Here is a 16,593-nt window from a genome sequence, read left to right on the forward strand (position 1 = left end):
CCTTAAACATGGTCTGTTGCTGATGCTGATATTCGATGCTAATTTTGCTAACAGGCATACAATCTGGAACGACCATGTCAGGTAAACCCAACTCAATCAGTGAATATATTTTATCCAAATCTGATCAGGCACAGACAAGATTAAATGAGCTTAGAACCTATTTGCAATTGGCTGATCAAGACGCCAGTGAAGAACTAAAATGGGGCAAGCCAGCGTTTGTCAATGAAGGTATTTTGTATGTCTATGCCGCGTTTAAACATCATATTAGCCTGCATCCAACACCGTCGGTTATTGAGCATTTCAAGCAGGAATTATCGTCTTATAAATTGTCAGGTAATACGGTTCAGTTTCCTATTGAACAACCGATTCCCAAAGAGCTGGTACTAAAGCTCGCCGAACTGCGGGTTTATCAAAAAAACCAGCAAGGTATAGGTTGGAAATAACCAACGGCCAATCACTTGTAGACGATTACACCGCTGATGGAGTCATTTTACCTTATCAGCCTATACTGCGGATTTATAGCAACTGGGATCACGGGGACACACTGCGCCTCTTGAACAAATTAATCGGGCAGGGTTTTCAATTCCCCGTTCTACCCAACTGATATTCAGTATTTTGGCCACACTCATTAAATCTTTTTTGACGCTAGGTGGAATATTGGCCGAACCACCACTGCCTACACAGGCCTGTTTTAAATCGGTTGCCAGCGACAGCGCATCTTTACCTTGCGCTTCAATGGCGGGGTTAAGATCAATACCGGCACAGAGCACGTGTTTGTTGCCAGCCATATCCTCTACCTTGATAGATTCACAGGAATAAATACGCGGTTCGTCCCCCACATTTAAAATGGAAATTTGTGATGAAGTGCCCTGCAAAGGAGCATTGATCATGCGAAACACTGCCCAGTGCTGACAGGGATCTTCCACCATACGCATATTGCCCCAGGGGAGTGGAATGCCGTTTCCACGGTACACCGCTTTGAGTTTGCCCGGTGCGTAGGCATCAAAATAATGCCAGTGCGGGTAAGGTGATACTGCCGTCATGCGGCGCATGGCGACCGACTCGGAGACGCCGGCCAGTTTGCCGGTGCTAATTTCGTAACCATGCCGATCCAGCATTTGCCGGAACGGCACTTTGGGGCACAACAATGCACCAGCAAAGAAGCTACACTCAAAATCGCGCCATGCCTGCAAAATATCCTGAGCTTCGACTACCGAAGAGGTGTTCAGCTGATTACCATCGGGTAGTGGCACCACTTCATTGCGGCCAGCCACCATCACGTTTTTTAATCCATCTTTGTCGTGTAATACACAATGACCAATATGCACCGCCAAATCGTACTTTAACCGCTGCGGCTGTGATTTCATCAGCTGGTTAATATGGATCTGGTTGGGCGGCTCAAAAAATGAGGTCACCACACTGTTGGTGTCCATCCCCATGCCATCCATTACGGTCTGCGGCGTTTTGTTAAACCACTTAATGGTGAGCCCCATATTGCGCGTGATTGCAACTAAGTCATCCACACTCAACGGTAACCTTTTTTGCCCGACTTCTTCGGCTGAACGTTCCAGATCCGGAAAGTGATTCTGGTGGTGTTCCTGATGGGCACGGATCAGTAAATGGGCAAACTGGCGACCGGTAATACCCGCTTGTGACAGCATTTCCGGTATAGCAATTTGTAAAATTTCATTGGAAAACAGAAAGTTGGGCTCTAACGCCATGCCGCTGATGCCGCCGCGGCTGCCTTTATTGGGAGTAATGGCCGCTTCTTCGGGGACATCATCTAAGAACCAGTTCAGATCCTTTTGAAAAACCTCGGCAATAATCTCCAGCACTTCTTCGCTGGGAACCCGTTTACCGCGCTCAATCATGGATAAATAAGATACCGACGGAGCAACATCAGCATTGACCTTGACGCAACGAGCCGACAGATCTTCCATGGTCAAACGATTGCGTTTACGCAGGTTGCGGATTTTAGTACCGAGAAAATGGGCTTTGCGGATCAGACTTTTATTAGGTTTCATTTTGTAAAATTTACACTGTGTAATTTTTATTGTGAAATTTTAGTTTAGTTTTCACTAGACTACAAATCAAGCAATAACGAAGTGCTTAAAACTATTTACTCGATAATCCAAGGGGAACGCAATGAATATGCCTCAACAAAAAAACGGCTTAATCAATCAAGAGTTTTATACCTTTATCAATGAGGAAGTCCTACCCCTTCACCATCTTCATCCCGGTAAATTTTGGGATGACTTTATCCAGTTGATAGAGGATTTGGCTCCGGTTAATCGTCAATTACTGTTAACCCGGCAAACGCTACAAAATCAGATAGATGATTGGCATTTACGTCATCAAGGACAACCTTTCGATGCGGCTGCCTATCAGTCTTTTCTGCATGAGATTGGTTACATCATTGAACAGGGCGATGATTTTTGTATTGAAACGCAACATGTCGATGACGAGATCGCCACTATAGCTGGCCCGCAATTAGTGGTGCCCGCCAAAAATGCCCGATTTGCGTTAAATGCGGCTAATGCACGCTGGGGCAGTCTATATGATGCCTTGTATGGCTCGGATGTCATCCCAAAATCCAATGGCCTTAAGCCCGGTAATACCCATAATCCGGCGCGTGCCAAACATGTTATTGCTTATGCCAAAGACTTTCTCGATCAGGCATTTCCATTAACGAATGGATCGCACCACGATGTCACCAGCTATGTGGTGTATTTCCAGCATTTAATGGCGTTTTTTCCTGACGGCAGTAACAGCGGCTTAAAACAGCCTGGTCAGTTTGTGGCGTTAAGCGGTCACAAGAGTGAACCTGAAACTATTGTACTGAAAAATAATGGCTTACATGTAGAGATTCAATTTGACCGCAACGGTTTTAACGGCGCCACTGATATTGCCAATATCGACGATATTCTGCTTGAAGCTGCGGTGAGTACCATTATTGATTGTGAAGATTCCGTTGCGGCAGTGGATAGCGAAGACAAAATTGAAGTTTATCGCAATTGGCTCGGTTTGATGCAGGGTAACCTGCAAGCCCGCTTTGAAAAAGACGCTAAAACCTGTGTGCGCAAAATGAATAAGGACAAACTGTTTACTGCACCAGATGGTGAAGATTATTGGCTGCATGGCCGCTCATTGTTGCTGGTACGTAATGTGGGGCATTTAATGGAGTCGGATTTAATTCAGCAGTCAAATGGCGAGTTTGCGCCTGAAGGTATCGTCGATGCGGTGGTAACTTCGCTAATTGGGGCACTGGATTTACAAAAACAGCAGGGGATCCGTAACAGTCGTACCGGTAGTATATACATTGTTAAACCGAAAATGCATGGACCGGACGAGGTGATGTTCAGTTGCCAGCTGTTTACACGAGTCGAAGCCATGTTAGGGCTGGCACCCAATACCATTAAAATTGGCATTATGGATGAAGAGCGTCGTACCTCGGTTAATCTCAAAGAGTGTATCCGTATGGCCAAACAGCGTCTGGTCTTTATCAATACCGGCTTTTTGGATCGAACCGGAGATGAAATTCATACCAGTATGCAGGCTGGGGCATTTTTACCTAAAGGTAGCTTAAAGTCCGAGCCCTGGATTAAGGCTTACGAAAATCGGAATGTGGATATTGGTTTGCAATGTGGTTTGCAAGGTAAAGCGCAAATTGGCAAAGGCATGTGGGCCATGCCGGATGAAATGCAGCAAATGATGGAGCAGAAAATTAACCATCCATTGGCCGGTGCGACGACCGCTTGGGTGCCTTCTCCCACTGCGGCGGTGTTGCATGCCATGCATTACCATCAGGTTAATGTGACCGATGTGCAAAATCGTCTTAAACAACGCAATGAGTCGCCCTTATCGGATTTGTTAACTATTCCCCTGTTAGCCAAAGACGCAGGGTTGTCGACTCATGAAGTGGAACAAGAGTTGGAAAACAATATTCAGGGATTATTAGGCTATGTGGTGCGCTGGATTGATGCCGGTGTGGGCTGCTCCAAAGTGCCGGATATTAATAATATTGGTTTAATGGAAGACCGAGCTACGCTGCGTATTTCCAGTCAACATATTGCCAACTGGTTGCACCATGGTATTTGTAGCCAACAACAAGTGCTGAATATTATGCATTGCATGGCCGAAGTGGTGGATCAGCAAAACAGTGGTGTTGCCGGCTACCAACCAATGGCTGAAGATCTGGACAACAACCTGGCGTTTAAGGCGGCCAAAGCGCTGATATTTGAAGGACTGCAACAACCATCCGGTTATACCGAACCGTTGTTGCACAAATATCGCTGTTTGGCTAAACAGGTTAAGGTTAACTAAGAGTTTTAGGTTTCGTCATTAAAGCCATCGTTTTATTTGGAGTAGAAAATTAGTGGAGAAATGGACTTTTTCGCCCCTTTATTGTCCTTAAAAAAGGGGCTCGCCCCGCATGGATGCGGGGAGAATAAAGCCATGATGACGTTGGCGAAGCCTATATTTTTTCTATTATGTGTTAGCTCGCAGCTCGCAGCTCGTTACTCGCTGCTGGATTTCGCCTTCTCAATCCATTCCAATGTTAGTTCTTCAAGCAAATCCAGCGGCAGGCTGCCGTTTTTGAGGATTTGATCATGGAAAGCGCGTACATCAAATTTTTCACCTAGCTCAGCTTCGGCTTTATTACGCAGCTCGCGTATTTTCAGCTCACCGATTTTGTACGAAAGTGCCTGCGCTGGCCAGGTGATGTAGCGATCAATCTGGTTGGTTACTTCTGGCATGGTTAACGCAGTATTGGCAGCTAAATAATCAATAGCTTTTTCTCTGCTCCATCCCATCGCATGCATACCAGTATCCACCACCAACCGACAGGCACGCCAGGCTTCATAGGTTAGGCGGCCAAAATCACTGTAGGGATCCTGATAAAAGCCCATTTCCTTGCCCAGACTTTCCGAATACAAAGCCCAACCTTCACTGAAAGCAGAATGTGACAGTGATTTTCTGAACTCAGGAATAGCCATTTCTTTAGCCAGCGCACCTTGTAAATGATGGCCGGGGATAGACTCGTGATAGGTCAGCGCTTCAAGATTATACAACGGCGAGGCTTTTAAATTGGTGGTGCCAACAAAATAGGTGCCGGATGTGGTACCGCTACCGTCGGAACCGACATAAAACGCGCCGTCATTGGGACTGGATTTAATATCAAAGGTATTGCGTGGTAATTTGCCAAACCACTTGGGTAACTGGCCGGCCATTTTGCGGCTGATATAACTGGCTTTTTCCAACAAGTCGCGAGCGGTGGTGGTGTAAAACTGCGGATCGGTACGTAAAAATTGGACAAACTGTTTAAAGTCACCTTTAAAGCCGACTTGCTGGATTATTTGCTCCATTTGCTGACGAATGCGTTTCACTTCATCCAATCCTAATTGATGAATTTCATCGGCAGACATTGATGTCGTGGTGTAATACTCAATCAAATATTGATAGTAATCCTTGCCGTCTTCCAGTTGGCTGATCCCGACATTTTTACGACAGTTAGGCATATATTGCTGAGTGAAAAAATCATACAGGCGTTGATACTCCGGAATAACAGTATCGTGAATTAACTTACGGCCTTTAGATTCATAGGCGGCTTTATCGGCGGCCGAAAAACGCGCTGGCATATTAGCAAACGGAGCATAAAACTCACTGGTGGTCACATCATCCACAATGTAATGGCTGATGGTTTTATCGTAATCGGCAAAGGCGCCGCAGTAATGGGTATAGCCTTTATCAATGGCGGCTTTTAGATTGACGATATGTTGTTGGTTGTAACGGGGGAAGTCAGCCAGACTGATCAGGTAGTTATCGTAATCCGCTTTGGTTAAGAACGACATGTTATTCGGCGCACCACCAAAATAGGTGTGATACCCGGCATAAATATTCATCGGGAACATGTAGTCAAATTGCTGGTAGCTTTTTGCTTCGGTTTGGCGTTCATAGCGAAACAGACGATAACTGAGTTGATCCTGCTCGGATAAATCATTGAGATCTATTTTGGCCAGTTTATCCAGCATTTGCTGATTAAACTTAGCCCGACGTTCACGCCCCGCGGCAGAGACATCCGGCAGTTTGCCGTTCATTCTAAATGCATCAGGATCCTTGCGGAAAAATAGTTGTTCCTGATTTGCATTGGCCCAGTGCTCATCCAGCAACTGGTGGAAAGCGCTGGTGCTGTCTGCGGCATAGGTTGAAGCGCTGAGTAACAAGGTTAAAATAGTGCTATACAGTCTTTTTCCGAACATCATTGCGGTGGTTCCTTGGGTTGAAGAGCAGAACGGTAAGCCCTTGATATTCTCACAATCATTTTTGATTACAAAATCATACAGCGAATAAGTCATTTCAGCAGTGTAAGCCTGTATAAACATGCAGCCGTAGTCAGACTTGTAAGAAACATGCGATAATTCGCGCCCTGAAAATACACACTCGCAGTTTGAGGACTTTTTGTATGGTAGTTGTACGTTGGTTGTTGGGTTCTTTAATCTTATTTTTTGATTGGCTATTTACGCCTAAAAGCGTCAAGCGTGACGCCGCTGTTCAAGCTCATATCGATAGACAAACCGCTCAATTGGCGCTGTATCAATTTAAAGCCTGTCCTTTTTGCGTCAAAGTGCGTCGCGCCATGAAGCGTAACGGGCTTAACATTGAAACCCGTGATGCCAAAGGCCATATTAGCTATCGGAACGAATTGCTTAGCGAAGGCGGCAAACTTAAAGTGCCATGCTTGCGTATTGAACAAGGGGAATCAGTCAGCTGGATGTACGAATCATCAGATATTATTCAGTATCTTGAGGGTCGCTTCGCTAAATAGCCTAAGTAATATCGGTTAGCAGAATTGTGACTTTGATATTCCGATTGATGACATAACGCGTTGATTAAGCGTGATATATTGCTGGTCAGATTTTTTATATAAGGAAAAACAATGTCCAAGTTTGAAAATGTCACGCTAGTCAGAGATGTGAATGTCTATTTTGGTGGCGGCGTTACCAGCCGTACGGTGGAATTTGCCGATGGTTCGACTAAAACCCTGGGGGTGATGAATCCCGGTGAATACGAATTCGGTACCGCTAAAAAAGAATTAATGGAAATTCAATCCGGTGATCTGGATGTGATGTTACCAGACAGCAGCGAATGGCAAACTTTTAAAGGCGGAGAAGCCTTCCATGTGCCTGCTAATGCCAAATTTCAGGTTAAAGTAAAGCAGTTAACTGATTATTGCTGTTCCTATTTAGACTAACAGCCTCCCTGCTGATGGTGGCAAACCATCAGCATTTCATCGTTGTTATTGGTAATTTTAACCTGTTGCCATTCATCCCTGTTGTAAAGCGTGTAATACTCCTGCGGTTAATTTTTGTGGCCTGAGAATTTGTGTATTCTCGGCAAAATATGTAATTTTCGTATTCCCAATAATAAAAGGAAGGCAATTGATGAGTATGCCGCGTCCGGTGCTGGGTTTGCTATTGATGTTATCCATAGCAGGCTGCAGTTCTACAATAAATACCCAAACTAATTCAATGAATGACGAGATGTCCAAAACTCCCACTAAGCTTACCCTTGAAGACTTGTATAAAAACAAAACTTACGTGACTAAAAAGCTGGGTTCTGTGCGCTGGATGCAAGATGGTGTGTCTTATACCGCGGTAGAAAAGTCAGCAAATTATGATGAAGCACAAGACATCGTGCGCTATCAGGCCGGAAACGACGAACGTCAAATTCTGGTGAGTGCTGAATCATTGATCCCGCAAGGTCAGGACAAGCCTCTGGCAATTGATGACTATCAGTGGAATAGCGATCAAAGCCAGTTAATGTTGTATACCAACAGTCAAAAAGTATGGCGTAGTAATAGTCGTGGTGATTACTGGTTGCTGGATATTGCCAGTGGCAAGTTAACCCAGTTGGGCGAAAGCCAAGGCATTGAAACTGAACCGGCTACCATGATGTTCGCCAAGTTTTCTCCGGATGATAAATCGGTCGCTTATGTGCGTGATAATAATATCTACGTGCAATCCCTGGCTGATTATTCTATTCAGCAACTGACCCAAGACGGTAAAGGCCACATTATTAATGGCATTTTTGACTGGGTGTATGAAGAAGAATTCTCCATTGCCGATGGTTTCCGCTGGAGCCCGGATAGCAAGCGCATTGCCTATTGGCAGTTAGATACCAGCGCGGTAAAAGATTTTACCATGATCAACAATACCGACTCCTTGTACCCTACATTAACGGTATTCCCTTACCCCAAAGCCGGAGAGAAAAATTCCACCGTGCGTATTGGCGTAGTTAAGCTGGATAACGGCAAAACTCAGTGGGCCAAGATCCCCGCTGATACTGACGACTTTTATATTCCACGGATGAATTGGTCAGGTAATAGCGACGAGATTCTGGTGCAAAAAGTCAATCGCTTACAAAACCATAATGATCACTATTTGGTGGATGTGAACACCGGTAAGGCGCGTAATATTTTTGTTGATGAAGACAAAGCCTTTATCGAGCGCTATTACGATGTGAAATGGCTGAATGACGGTAAACAATTCTTAAAAATCAGCGAGCGTGACGGTTGGCGCCATGTGTATCTGGTGAGCCGCGATGGCAAGCAAATCAAGGATATTACGCCGGGCGATTTCGACATTACCGAAATCGTGCATGTGGATGAAAAGCAGGGTGAGATTTATTTCACTTCTGGCAAGGATAATGTCATTGAGCAATATTTATATCGTGCCAAGTTAGACGGTAGTGGCGACATTGAGCGAGTCACGCCGGAAAAATGGAAAGGCAGTAATGGTTACCAGATTTCTCCTGATGGCAAATTGGCCGTGCAGACTTATTCTGACTTCCGCACGCCGACTCAGTACCACATCATCAGCTTGCCCGATCATAAAAACATTCGCACTCTGATTGATAACCATGAAGTCACCGAAGCACTTTCTGGTATTGCCATGAGTGATATGGAATTTTTCCGGGTACCCAGTTATGACGGCACGCAACTGGATGGCATGATTATGCGTCCGGCTGATTTTGACCCAACTAAAAAATACCCAATCTTGTTTTATGTCTACGGTGAACCCGCTGGACAAACAGTTAAAAATAGCTGGGGTCGCAGCGGTCCATTATGGTTTGAATACCTGACCGAGCAGGGCTTTATCGTTGCCTCGATTGATAACCGTGGCACTCGTTCACCGCGCGGTAGTGAATGGCGCAAGCAGATTTATCGTCATATCGGTACCTTGGCGGCTAAAGATCAGGCAACAGCATTGGACGAAATGGCCAAGCGTTGGAGCTATATCGATACCTCACGTGTCGGGATCTGGGGCCATTCTGGTGGTGGTTCCATGACGCTGAATATGTTGTTCCGCTATCCGGATAAATATCAGGTAGGTATTGCCGGTGCACCGGTACCCGATATTCGCCTGTACGATACCATTTATCAGGAACGCTACATGGGCTTACCTGATACGTTCACCACGGAAACGGGTCGTGAAGCCTATGATCAGGCATCGCCCATTACCTTTGCTGAAAACCTCAAAGGTAAATTATTGCTGATCCACGGTACTGGCGATGACAACGTGCATTATCAGGGCTCTGAACGGCTGATTAATAAACTGGTGGAATACAATAAGCAGTTCGAGTTTATGAGTTACCCGAACCGCTCACATTCCTTGCGTGAAGGTAAAGGCACCAGCTTGCATCAAATGACCATGATGGCGAATTTCTTTAAAAAGAACTTGCTGGAAAACAGTCATTAATTAATCCGTTTTAGTTTGTGATCCCCGCATGTTGTTGGCGGGGATCCAATCTCTTTTAGCTTGTAGCGCACTATTAGCAACAGTTTTGCTTTCCCTCCGATGACACCCCGTAAAAATATAATTTCTTTACAGATTATTAAACGGATCAACCGTATCATTGTCTTATCTATTTTTAGACGATGGAGTCAGTTCTACCATGCGTAAAGTCACCAAGGCGATGTTGTTTTCGGCACTGTTATGTCCGGGGGCAGGTCATTTTGTATTGAAGAGGCCCATGACGGCCAGTGCGTTGGTAATGATTACCTTGTTAGCCAGTTGGAGATTAGTGTCGACAACCTTTGACCGTGCACAAGCCATCGCCGATCAAATTCTGGCCGGTGAAATTGCCCCGAATATCGATGCTATTACTACCGCACTTGCCCAACAAGCCGAAGATCCGATGATGGGATACATGGGCATGGTGCTGTTAATATGCTGGTTCGTGGGTTTGATCGATGTTTATCGCATTGGACGCCAGCAACAACATAAGAGAGTGACTGAATCCAAAGATTAAAAGGTGATTGACCCCTTGGCTAGGGATAAAACAAAGCCCGGATTCGTCCGGGCTTTGTCTAACGGTTGGTAATGTTATTGCCGGCTGCCCTGATATTGGCCGAGTACGGTTTCACCATCACTGGTGACAGGCGGAATGTAATAGCTGACACTGGATTCACTGATGGTTCCGGTCAATTGTCCGTTAAATAAACTCAAGCTGTTACCGCTTATCGTCGTTGGCTGGATTACCCTGTATTGTCAGGCGCAACTGAGCGGCATCCAGGCTAAAGTCATTAAACTGATACAACATTACAGAGAGCGAAAAACCACTTAATTTTCAATGGTCTGAATATAATCTGCATTCAAAAACAGTGCAATAATTTAGTCTATTATTGATGGATTACTGGTTATTGTGAGCCTTAATTTTTTCCAATTTCTGATTAGCTTGTTGCAGTCTTGTTTCCATTTCCCGGCGTGCCTCGACCATTTCGTTGGCCACCGCGGCTAAAGATTGAAATTCTGCAAAGCCCAGCTTTTTCTCATCCAGCCGCTGATATTCGCGCTTGCAGCGATAAAAGAACATCACAAAATTGGAGAAGGCTTTTTGAAAGGTGATAAAACTGCGGATCAGTAAAACTATCAGTATCAGTGAGGTTAACCCGACAATTAACAGGCCATTACGTTTAACCTGTTGTTCCCTTACCTCAACCATGGGAGTCAGTGTTTGTTCAATAAGTGTGAGCTGTTTTTCCACCAAGTGCGCCTGTTGGCGAAAATCCCCTTGCATCCCTTCATTTTGGGTTAGCCCTACCTGCTGGTATGCATTAACCAATGCAATAAAACTGCTTTGATAATTATTTAGCAAGGACTGCAAGTGCGCTTGGTTGGCACCTTTATACTGCGAGATTGCTTGGGTGAGCTGATTGTACATCGTCTGTTCGCGGTTTACGTATTCCATTCGTCTACGCAGCATAAAGTCTTTTTCATGGCGGCGAATTTGCAGCAACATCACTTGATATTGACTCAAATTTTTAGCGTTAAAAGACGCTTCCAGTTCATGAATGGCATTACGGAAATGCTTCTGAAAGCCGCTATTCTCATCTAAACCAATTTGCAGATGCACCCCAACGAGTTTTAGAAACTGATCGCGATAGAGCGGAAATCCGCGCTGTATATCGGTAAAAATATCCTGCTCGGGAAAAAACGTACTCGAAGCATTGTTTAAACTGGCGAGATTAGCTTCAAACTGTTCAGCACGTTGCTGAAATTGCTCAACATAGCGTTTGTCGTGTCGCAGCAAAAAGTCTTTCTCATGGCGGCGTAGCTGCAATAAGTCGTTGGCTAATCCGAGTAGTAATTTATTTTGTTGATTGAGACTAATGAGTTGATTGGTATAGTGAATTTGACTGATTACCAGCACCAGCATTCCCACGACACAAACAAAAATGATCAACACCAGCCGATATTTTATCGAGTTAAACTGCTGCATTGCCTACCTCTCGGATTGGATCGGAATAGCCGATCAATAAGCATTGCAATCAATTGTGACAGAATGATGTCAGTGACGGCTGCGTAAAAAATGCAGGTTTAGTTATTTTCCTTCCATAACCAGCGTAATCCTTCCGGTAGCAGTGCACCACCATGCTGGTCGTTATGTTCGCCGTCTGTCCAGACGTTGTGCAGTTGATAACGTGCCTCTTCAAGCGCCTGTTGGTCGGCAATGCGGTTGGCGTACTCCAGCGCCTTAACCATTTGTTGGTTGGCTAAAAACCAGTTGCCCCATTCATTATCCAGATCGTTGATGCCGTCCTGAATAAAGATCCGCAACGGGCGAATGGTTTCACGGCGGATCAGCGCCGGATAATCCTGCCCGCCCAGTTTAATCGGCTGGCTGTCGGCATCAAAACCTATTGATACATAACTACCAATAGAGCTATACACTTTGCGAAATACATCGGGCCGATGCCAGGCCACCGTAAACGCAGCAATGGCACCACTGCTGGTGCCGCCAATCGCCCGCTGTTCCGGATCCTGAGTTAGATTGTAATCCTTGCTAACGGTGGGCAGCATTTCTTCCACAATAAAGCGCGCATAGCGATCATCCATGGCATCGTATTCGGGGGCGCGATGATCCGGGTTACTCATGCCCAGATTCTGCGGATAATGTTCGGACAGGTTACCCGGCGTAATAAAAATCCCGATAGTGACTGGCATGTCGCCTTTGGCGATCAAGTTTTCCATCACTTGGGGTACCCGCAATGAACCTTGTGGATTGGTGGCTCGTTGTCCATCCTGAAACACCAAGACACTGGCAGGCTTTGAGGACTGATATTGGGCCGGAATAAACAACCAGTAGCGGCGCACCGTATTGGCAATAATCTGGCTATGGAATTCAAATGGTCCTTTTAATTCCCCCTTGGGCACACCTTGTTGCGGGAAATGATCGGCGGTGAGTGTTAGTCCGGTTCTAATCGGTAATTCGGCAGCATTGGCGCTGAATAACGTTAGTAAGGCAAGTATCAACAGTATATGTTTCATGGTGAGCCATCCTTTTGAGTCGCTACTGGCTTAGTTAATCGGGTTTAATCGTCTTTATCTATAACAATTTTGCCAAATTCAGTCGTACAGAGCGTTGTATCTTGTTTTAGAATAGGCAACGAACTTAAAAAGGAAACGGCAGATGAAAAAGTTATTGGGATTAGTTTGTTTGACACTATTACTGACCGGCTGCGATAAAAATGAGGTGGGGGATATTTCGTTAGGCTTGTTTACCACCAAAGATATTAAGCTCAATACTCTGATTGATCCGGTAGTCAGCGGAGTCACCTGCCATGTCGCCAGCATTGAGGCCAATTTGAGTTTGGCCGATCCGTCGGATAGCTCCATTGCCTGCCGCCAGACTGGCGAGATCACCGCCCAGATGATCGCTAAAATCGATAAGTCCAAATCCGGTGAAGTGGTGTTTACCAAATCCAAAAGCGTATTGTTTAAAAACATGAAGGTACGGCGAATCTTTGATCCCGAAACCCAAACCTTGATGTATGTGTCCTATTCCACCAAAGAAACCTCCGGCAGTTTTAAACATAGCTTGTCCACCGTGCCGTTGTGGGGAACACAGGCCTACCAACAACAGGCACCTAAAGGCGAATAAATTTTGGCGTATCTGATTGCGGTTACCCTGCTGTGGGCATTTTCATTTAGCTTAATTGGTGAATATCTGGCCGGACAGGTGGGTCCCTGGTTTGCAGTACTGATGCGCATTGCCCTCGCAACAATCGTGTTTTTACCCTTTTTGCGCGTACGTCAGGTGAATCGTAAAACCGCGGTTAAATTGATGCTGATTGGTGCGATACAACTGGGCCTAATGTACGGCTTTTATTATCAGTCTTTTCTGTTTTTATCGGTGCCGGAAGTGCTGTTATTTACGGTGATGACACCTATTTATATCACCTTGATCAATGATTTTGCTGAACGCCGTTTTCATGCCAATTTTTTACTGGTTGCTGCCATCGCCACCGCTGGTGCCGTGGCTATCCGTTATAACGGTATCGACAGTAATTTTGTACTGGGTTTTGCCATGGTGCAGTGCGCCAACCTGTGTTTTGCTGCCGGGCAGGTAGGCTATAAGCGCTTAATGCAGGATGCCAGTCTCGATCAAAAAACCGTATTCGGCTGGTTTTTTATTGGTGCCTTGATCGTGGCAATTGTTTGTTATGTCATTTTCGGTAATCCGGCCAAGTTACCTACAACCCATCTGCAATGGGGGATCCTGATTTATCTGGGCACTATCGCCTCTGGCCTTGGCTTTTTTGGTTGGAATAAAGGCGCAACGCTGGTTAACGTCGGCGCACTGGCGGTAATGAATAATCTGCTGATCCCGGCAGGGATTTTGGTGAATTTACTTATCTGGAACCACAACGCTGATATTCTGCGTTTATCTTTAGGTGGTGGGATTATTTTAGTCGCACTGTGGCTAAATAAGCAGTGGCAAATTAGGGGTTAAGAGTATAGATGCTGACACTTAACTTGATTTTGTTCCAGCGTGGGAATTAACGCTTTTCTAATGGGAAAATACTGCGCTTTGGCCGGAACGGCCAGCAGTAATTTTCCCAGTGAGTTTACGAACGATATTAAGCAACTTGTTATGAGTACTGTTCGACAGGCAGAGAGCAACTATCACAGTAGACCCAAATTATTCCAAAATCACCAAACACTTCAAATCCATCTTCAAATGGTTTTACGTACTCAAATTCACCAAAAGTATAACTACGATCATCTGGATCGTGAATAACACCGATATCAAGATAACTGAAGTCAATATTTACAGCAGTGTTATCACTATTTGAGAAAATTACATCGTGTATTTTGGCTGTGTCTTCGAACTCTGTAACTCGAAATTTTAGGAATTTTTTATCTTGATGTGTCTCAATCCCAACTAAATTACCACCGATGACTCTATTCATTCCCTGTACTCATAACGTTTAATATATCGACCTTGTAAGGTTGATATATTAATTCTCTGTAATCATTAAAACCTGCATTAAATCATAGACTAATCGAACTAAAGCAAAATAAAAAACGGTTATTTTAAAACCTTATAAACCACCGGTGGTATCAATAAAACTGCCGGTGACAAAGGATGATTTATCTGTTGCTAACCACAGGACGGCTTCGGCGACTTCTTGTGCGGTACCGCCTCGTTTAAGCGGTATTTTTTCTTTTAAACGATCAACCCGATTCGGCTCTCCGCCAGAGGCATGCATGTCGGTATAAATCAGCCCCGGTCTGACTGAATTGACTCTGATTCCCTCGCTGGCAAGTTCCATTGCCGCGCCGCGCGTTAAGGTGTCCATCGCGCCCTTCGATGCGGCGTAGTCCACATACTCGTTAGGGGAGCCGGTTTTAGCCGCGCCAGAAGAAACATTGACAATGGTTCCCCCCACTCCACCATGATTGGTGGACATGCGTTTAATCGCTTCTTTGGTACATAAAAAACAAGACAGTACGTTAACTTCCAATATGTTTTTAAACCGTTCTGCACTGATGTCTTCCAGCCTTGCCTGGGTATCCAGAATTCCGGCATTGTTAACCAATACCGACAGTTCCCCTAGTTGATCTGCGGCAAGGAACAGCTTGGTGACTTCGGATTCATTCGACACGTCTGCCTGAACAGCAATACACGCCGCACCCATATCGGTAATTTCCTGTTTGAGTTGTTCGGCGTCATTTCGAGAGTGCTGGTAATTGATCACAACCGCGTAGCCGCTTTCGGCAAAGAGCTTGGCGGTGGTGGCACCAATACCTCTGCTGCTACCCGTGATCAGTGCGACTTTAGCGTTGCTCATAATTTTCCTCGATGATTAACCGTTTATATCGGTTGGCTAAAATGGTTTGCCTTATCCACTTTATGGGGCGTAACGGCATTAGTGCAGCGTTTTATTATTGATACGGGTATGCCAGTCACCATTGTGCTGTAACTCGCATTGTTGCTCGGTATCAAAAAATACATGCTGGCGAATATCTTTGACCACAATGCCAACTTTGAGCAAGTGGCCCTGAATCAACTTGCGCATATAGCGATCCTGCTCCTGTTCACAAGCCTGTTGTAACTGTTCATCGGTATCAAAAATGCAGGTAATCATTAAACTGCCGGGAAAACGGTCATAACTGGCAGTGTGGGTTAACCAGCTAAAGCCCTGCACCTTGTCTTTGGCCGTTTCACAGGCCAAGGTCAGCGCCTTAACCACATTGTTATCCAGTTTTTTAACGGTTTTTTTCATCGACGATTTTAACCAAAATGAGGTGGGAACTTGTTATTCTACATGGATGGTAAGCAATTCTTCGCTACCATCTTCATTTCTAACCCGTAATGGCAGTACATCACCTGTTTCCCTATCCATCAGGTCTTGGGCTTTGCTGGTAGAGCAGCCAGGGATTTTGCATCCATCAATGGCGATAACAAGTTGACCTACCGTCACACCAGCTTTGTCTGCAGCAGAACCCTCCACGACTGATTTTACTTTAAATTCGACCACCTCTGGACTAAATATTCCATCTACCGACACATCGGCCCCCATGCCGATACTGCCTTTTGCCATCACGTTGAGTGGCAGAATGAATAACAAAGCGAATATATTTAATCTGATTTTTTGCACGGTCTTTTCCTTGATATGTAATTGATGCTAAACGTCAGTTTAGTTTTTATGAGTAGATTATTGTTGTGCCTCAAAACCTTAACATGGTTATTCTGTGAGTCTATATCATGGCAGCTAATTCACGCCTGTTGAGATGTATAATCACT

The 16,593-nt window shown here is 45.1% G+C and carries 17 protein-coding genes; 8 read left to right on the forward strand and 9 right to left on the reverse strand.

The genetic code is table 11. The annotated features are described in order from the left end of the window. Positions 1-74: 74 nt before the first annotated feature. Positions 75-443, forward strand: coding sequence for an iron chaperone (locus tag ACTD55_RS02765; protein WP_438862776.1), 369 nt, complete (start codon positions 75-77; stop codon positions 441-443). 60 nt (positions 444-503) lie between these two features. On the opposite strand, the gene ACTD55_RS02770 is transcribed toward ACTD55_RS02765, so the two are convergent. Further along, entirely contained in the window at positions 504-2,024 is a 1,521-nt protein-coding gene (locus tag ACTD55_RS02770; RefSeq protein WP_438862777.1) for a DUF3612 domain-containing protein, read from the reverse strand. A gap of 121 nt (positions 2,025-2,145) precedes the next feature. On the opposite strand from ACTD55_RS02770, the gene ACTD55_RS02775 reads away from it, so the two are divergent. Next, positions 2,146-4,323, forward strand: a complete 2,178-nt coding sequence (locus tag ACTD55_RS02775) for a malate synthase G (RefSeq protein ID WP_438862778.1) — start codon at positions 2,146-2,148, stop codon at positions 4,321-4,323. Between the two features lie 194 nt (positions 4,324-4,517). Here the strand turns inward: ACTD55_RS02775 and ACTD55_RS02780 are convergent, their stop codons facing one another. Then, on the reverse strand, positions 4,518-6,260 hold the full coding sequence (locus ACTD55_RS02780) for a DUF885 domain-containing protein (RefSeq protein ID WP_438862981.1): 1,743 nt from the start codon (positions 6,258-6,260) through the stop codon (positions 4,518-4,520). A gap of 203 nt (positions 6,261-6,463) precedes the next feature. On the opposite strand from ACTD55_RS02780, the gene ACTD55_RS02785 reads away from it, so the two are divergent. The 4 genes from ACTD55_RS02785 (at position 6,464) to ACTD55_RS02800 (ending at position 10,311) form a co-directional block, all read left to right on the forward strand. Then, a complete protein-coding gene (locus ACTD55_RS02785) occupies positions 6,464-6,826 on the forward strand; it encodes a glutaredoxin family protein (protein WP_438862779.1) in 363 nt (120 codons plus the stop codon). A gap of 111 nt (positions 6,827-6,937) precedes the next feature. Then, positions 6,938-7,252, forward strand: a complete 315-nt coding sequence (locus ACTD55_RS02790) for a pyrimidine/purine nucleoside phosphorylase (RefSeq protein ID WP_438862780.1) — start codon at positions 6,938-6,940, stop codon at positions 7,250-7,252. A 190-nt stretch (positions 7,253-7,442) separates the two neighbouring features. Beyond that, positions 7,443-9,758: a S9 family peptidase gene (locus tag ACTD55_RS02795; protein WP_438862781.1), complete on the forward strand. Its 2,316-nt coding sequence runs from the start codon at positions 7,443-7,445 to the stop codon at positions 9,756-9,758. Positions 9,759-9,915: 157 nt separating this feature from the next. After that, positions 9,916-10,311, forward strand: coding sequence for a hypothetical protein (locus ACTD55_RS02800; protein WP_438862782.1), 396 nt, complete (start codon positions 9,916-9,918; stop codon positions 10,309-10,311). 74 nt (positions 10,312-10,385) lie between these two features. Here the strand turns inward: ACTD55_RS02800 and ACTD55_RS02805 are convergent, their stop codons facing one another. The 3 genes from ACTD55_RS02805 to ACTD55_RS02815 form a co-directional block, all read right to left on the reverse strand. Then, a complete protein-coding gene (locus ACTD55_RS02805) occupies positions 10,386-10,508 on the reverse strand; it encodes a hypothetical protein (RefSeq protein ID WP_438862783.1) in 123 nt (40 codons plus the stop codon). A gap of 184 nt (positions 10,509-10,692) precedes the next feature. Continuing rightward, positions 10,693-11,781, reverse strand: coding sequence for a hypothetical protein (locus tag ACTD55_RS02810; protein ID WP_438862784.1), 1,089 nt, complete (start codon positions 11,779-11,781; stop codon positions 10,693-10,695). A gap of 98 nt (positions 11,782-11,879) precedes the next feature. After that, positions 11,880-12,830 (reverse strand): alpha/beta hydrolase, encoded by a 951-nt coding sequence (locus ACTD55_RS02815; RefSeq protein WP_438862785.1) that lies wholly within the window; start codon positions 12,828-12,830, stop codon positions 11,880-11,882. A 142-nt stretch (positions 12,831-12,972) separates the two neighbouring features. On the opposite strand from ACTD55_RS02815, the gene ACTD55_RS02820 reads away from it, so the two are divergent. Together ACTD55_RS02820 and ACTD55_RS02825 are read left to right on the forward strand one after the other, a co-directional pair. Next, positions 12,973-13,443 (forward strand): CreA family protein, encoded by a 471-nt coding sequence (locus tag ACTD55_RS02820; RefSeq protein ID WP_438862786.1) that lies wholly within the window; start codon positions 12,973-12,975, stop codon positions 13,441-13,443. Positions 13,444-13,446: 3 nt separating this feature from the next. Continuing rightward, positions 13,447-14,295 carry an EamA family transporter gene (locus ACTD55_RS02825; RefSeq protein WP_438862787.1) on the forward strand — a complete coding sequence of 283 codons (849 nt, stop codon included), beginning with the start codon at positions 13,447-13,449 and terminating at the stop codon, positions 14,293-14,295. A 139-nt stretch (positions 14,296-14,434) separates the two neighbouring features. On the opposite strand, the gene ACTD55_RS02830 is transcribed toward ACTD55_RS02825, so the two are convergent. The 4 genes from ACTD55_RS02830 to ACTD55_RS02845 form a co-directional block, all read right to left on the reverse strand. After that, positions 14,435-14,755: a hypothetical protein gene (locus tag ACTD55_RS02830; protein WP_438862788.1), complete on the reverse strand. Its 321-nt coding sequence runs from the start codon at positions 14,753-14,755 to the stop codon at positions 14,435-14,437. Positions 14,756-14,887: 132 nt separating this feature from the next. Next, the gene (locus ACTD55_RS02835) at positions 14,888-15,637 is read right to left on the reverse strand and encodes an SDR family oxidoreductase (protein ID WP_438862789.1); all 750 of its coding nucleotides are present in this window, start codon (positions 15,635-15,637) and stop codon (positions 14,888-14,890) included. A 78-nt stretch (positions 15,638-15,715) separates the two neighbouring features. Next, on the reverse strand, positions 15,716-16,072 hold the full coding sequence (locus tag ACTD55_RS02840) for a Fis family transcriptional regulator (RefSeq protein WP_438862790.1): 357 nt from the start codon (positions 16,070-16,072) through the stop codon (positions 15,716-15,718). Between the two features lie 33 nt (positions 16,073-16,105). Next, positions 16,106-16,447: a PDZ domain-containing protein gene (locus tag ACTD55_RS02845; protein WP_438862791.1), complete on the reverse strand. Its 342-nt coding sequence runs from the start codon at positions 16,445-16,447 to the stop codon at positions 16,106-16,108. Positions 16,448-16,593: the final 146 nt, after the last annotated feature.

Origin of the sequence: Neptunicella sp. (assembly GCF_048268085.1) — a bacterium.
In the GTDB taxonomy this organism is placed as follows: Bacteria; Pseudomonadota; Gammaproteobacteria; order Enterobacterales; family Alteromonadaceae; genus Neptunicella.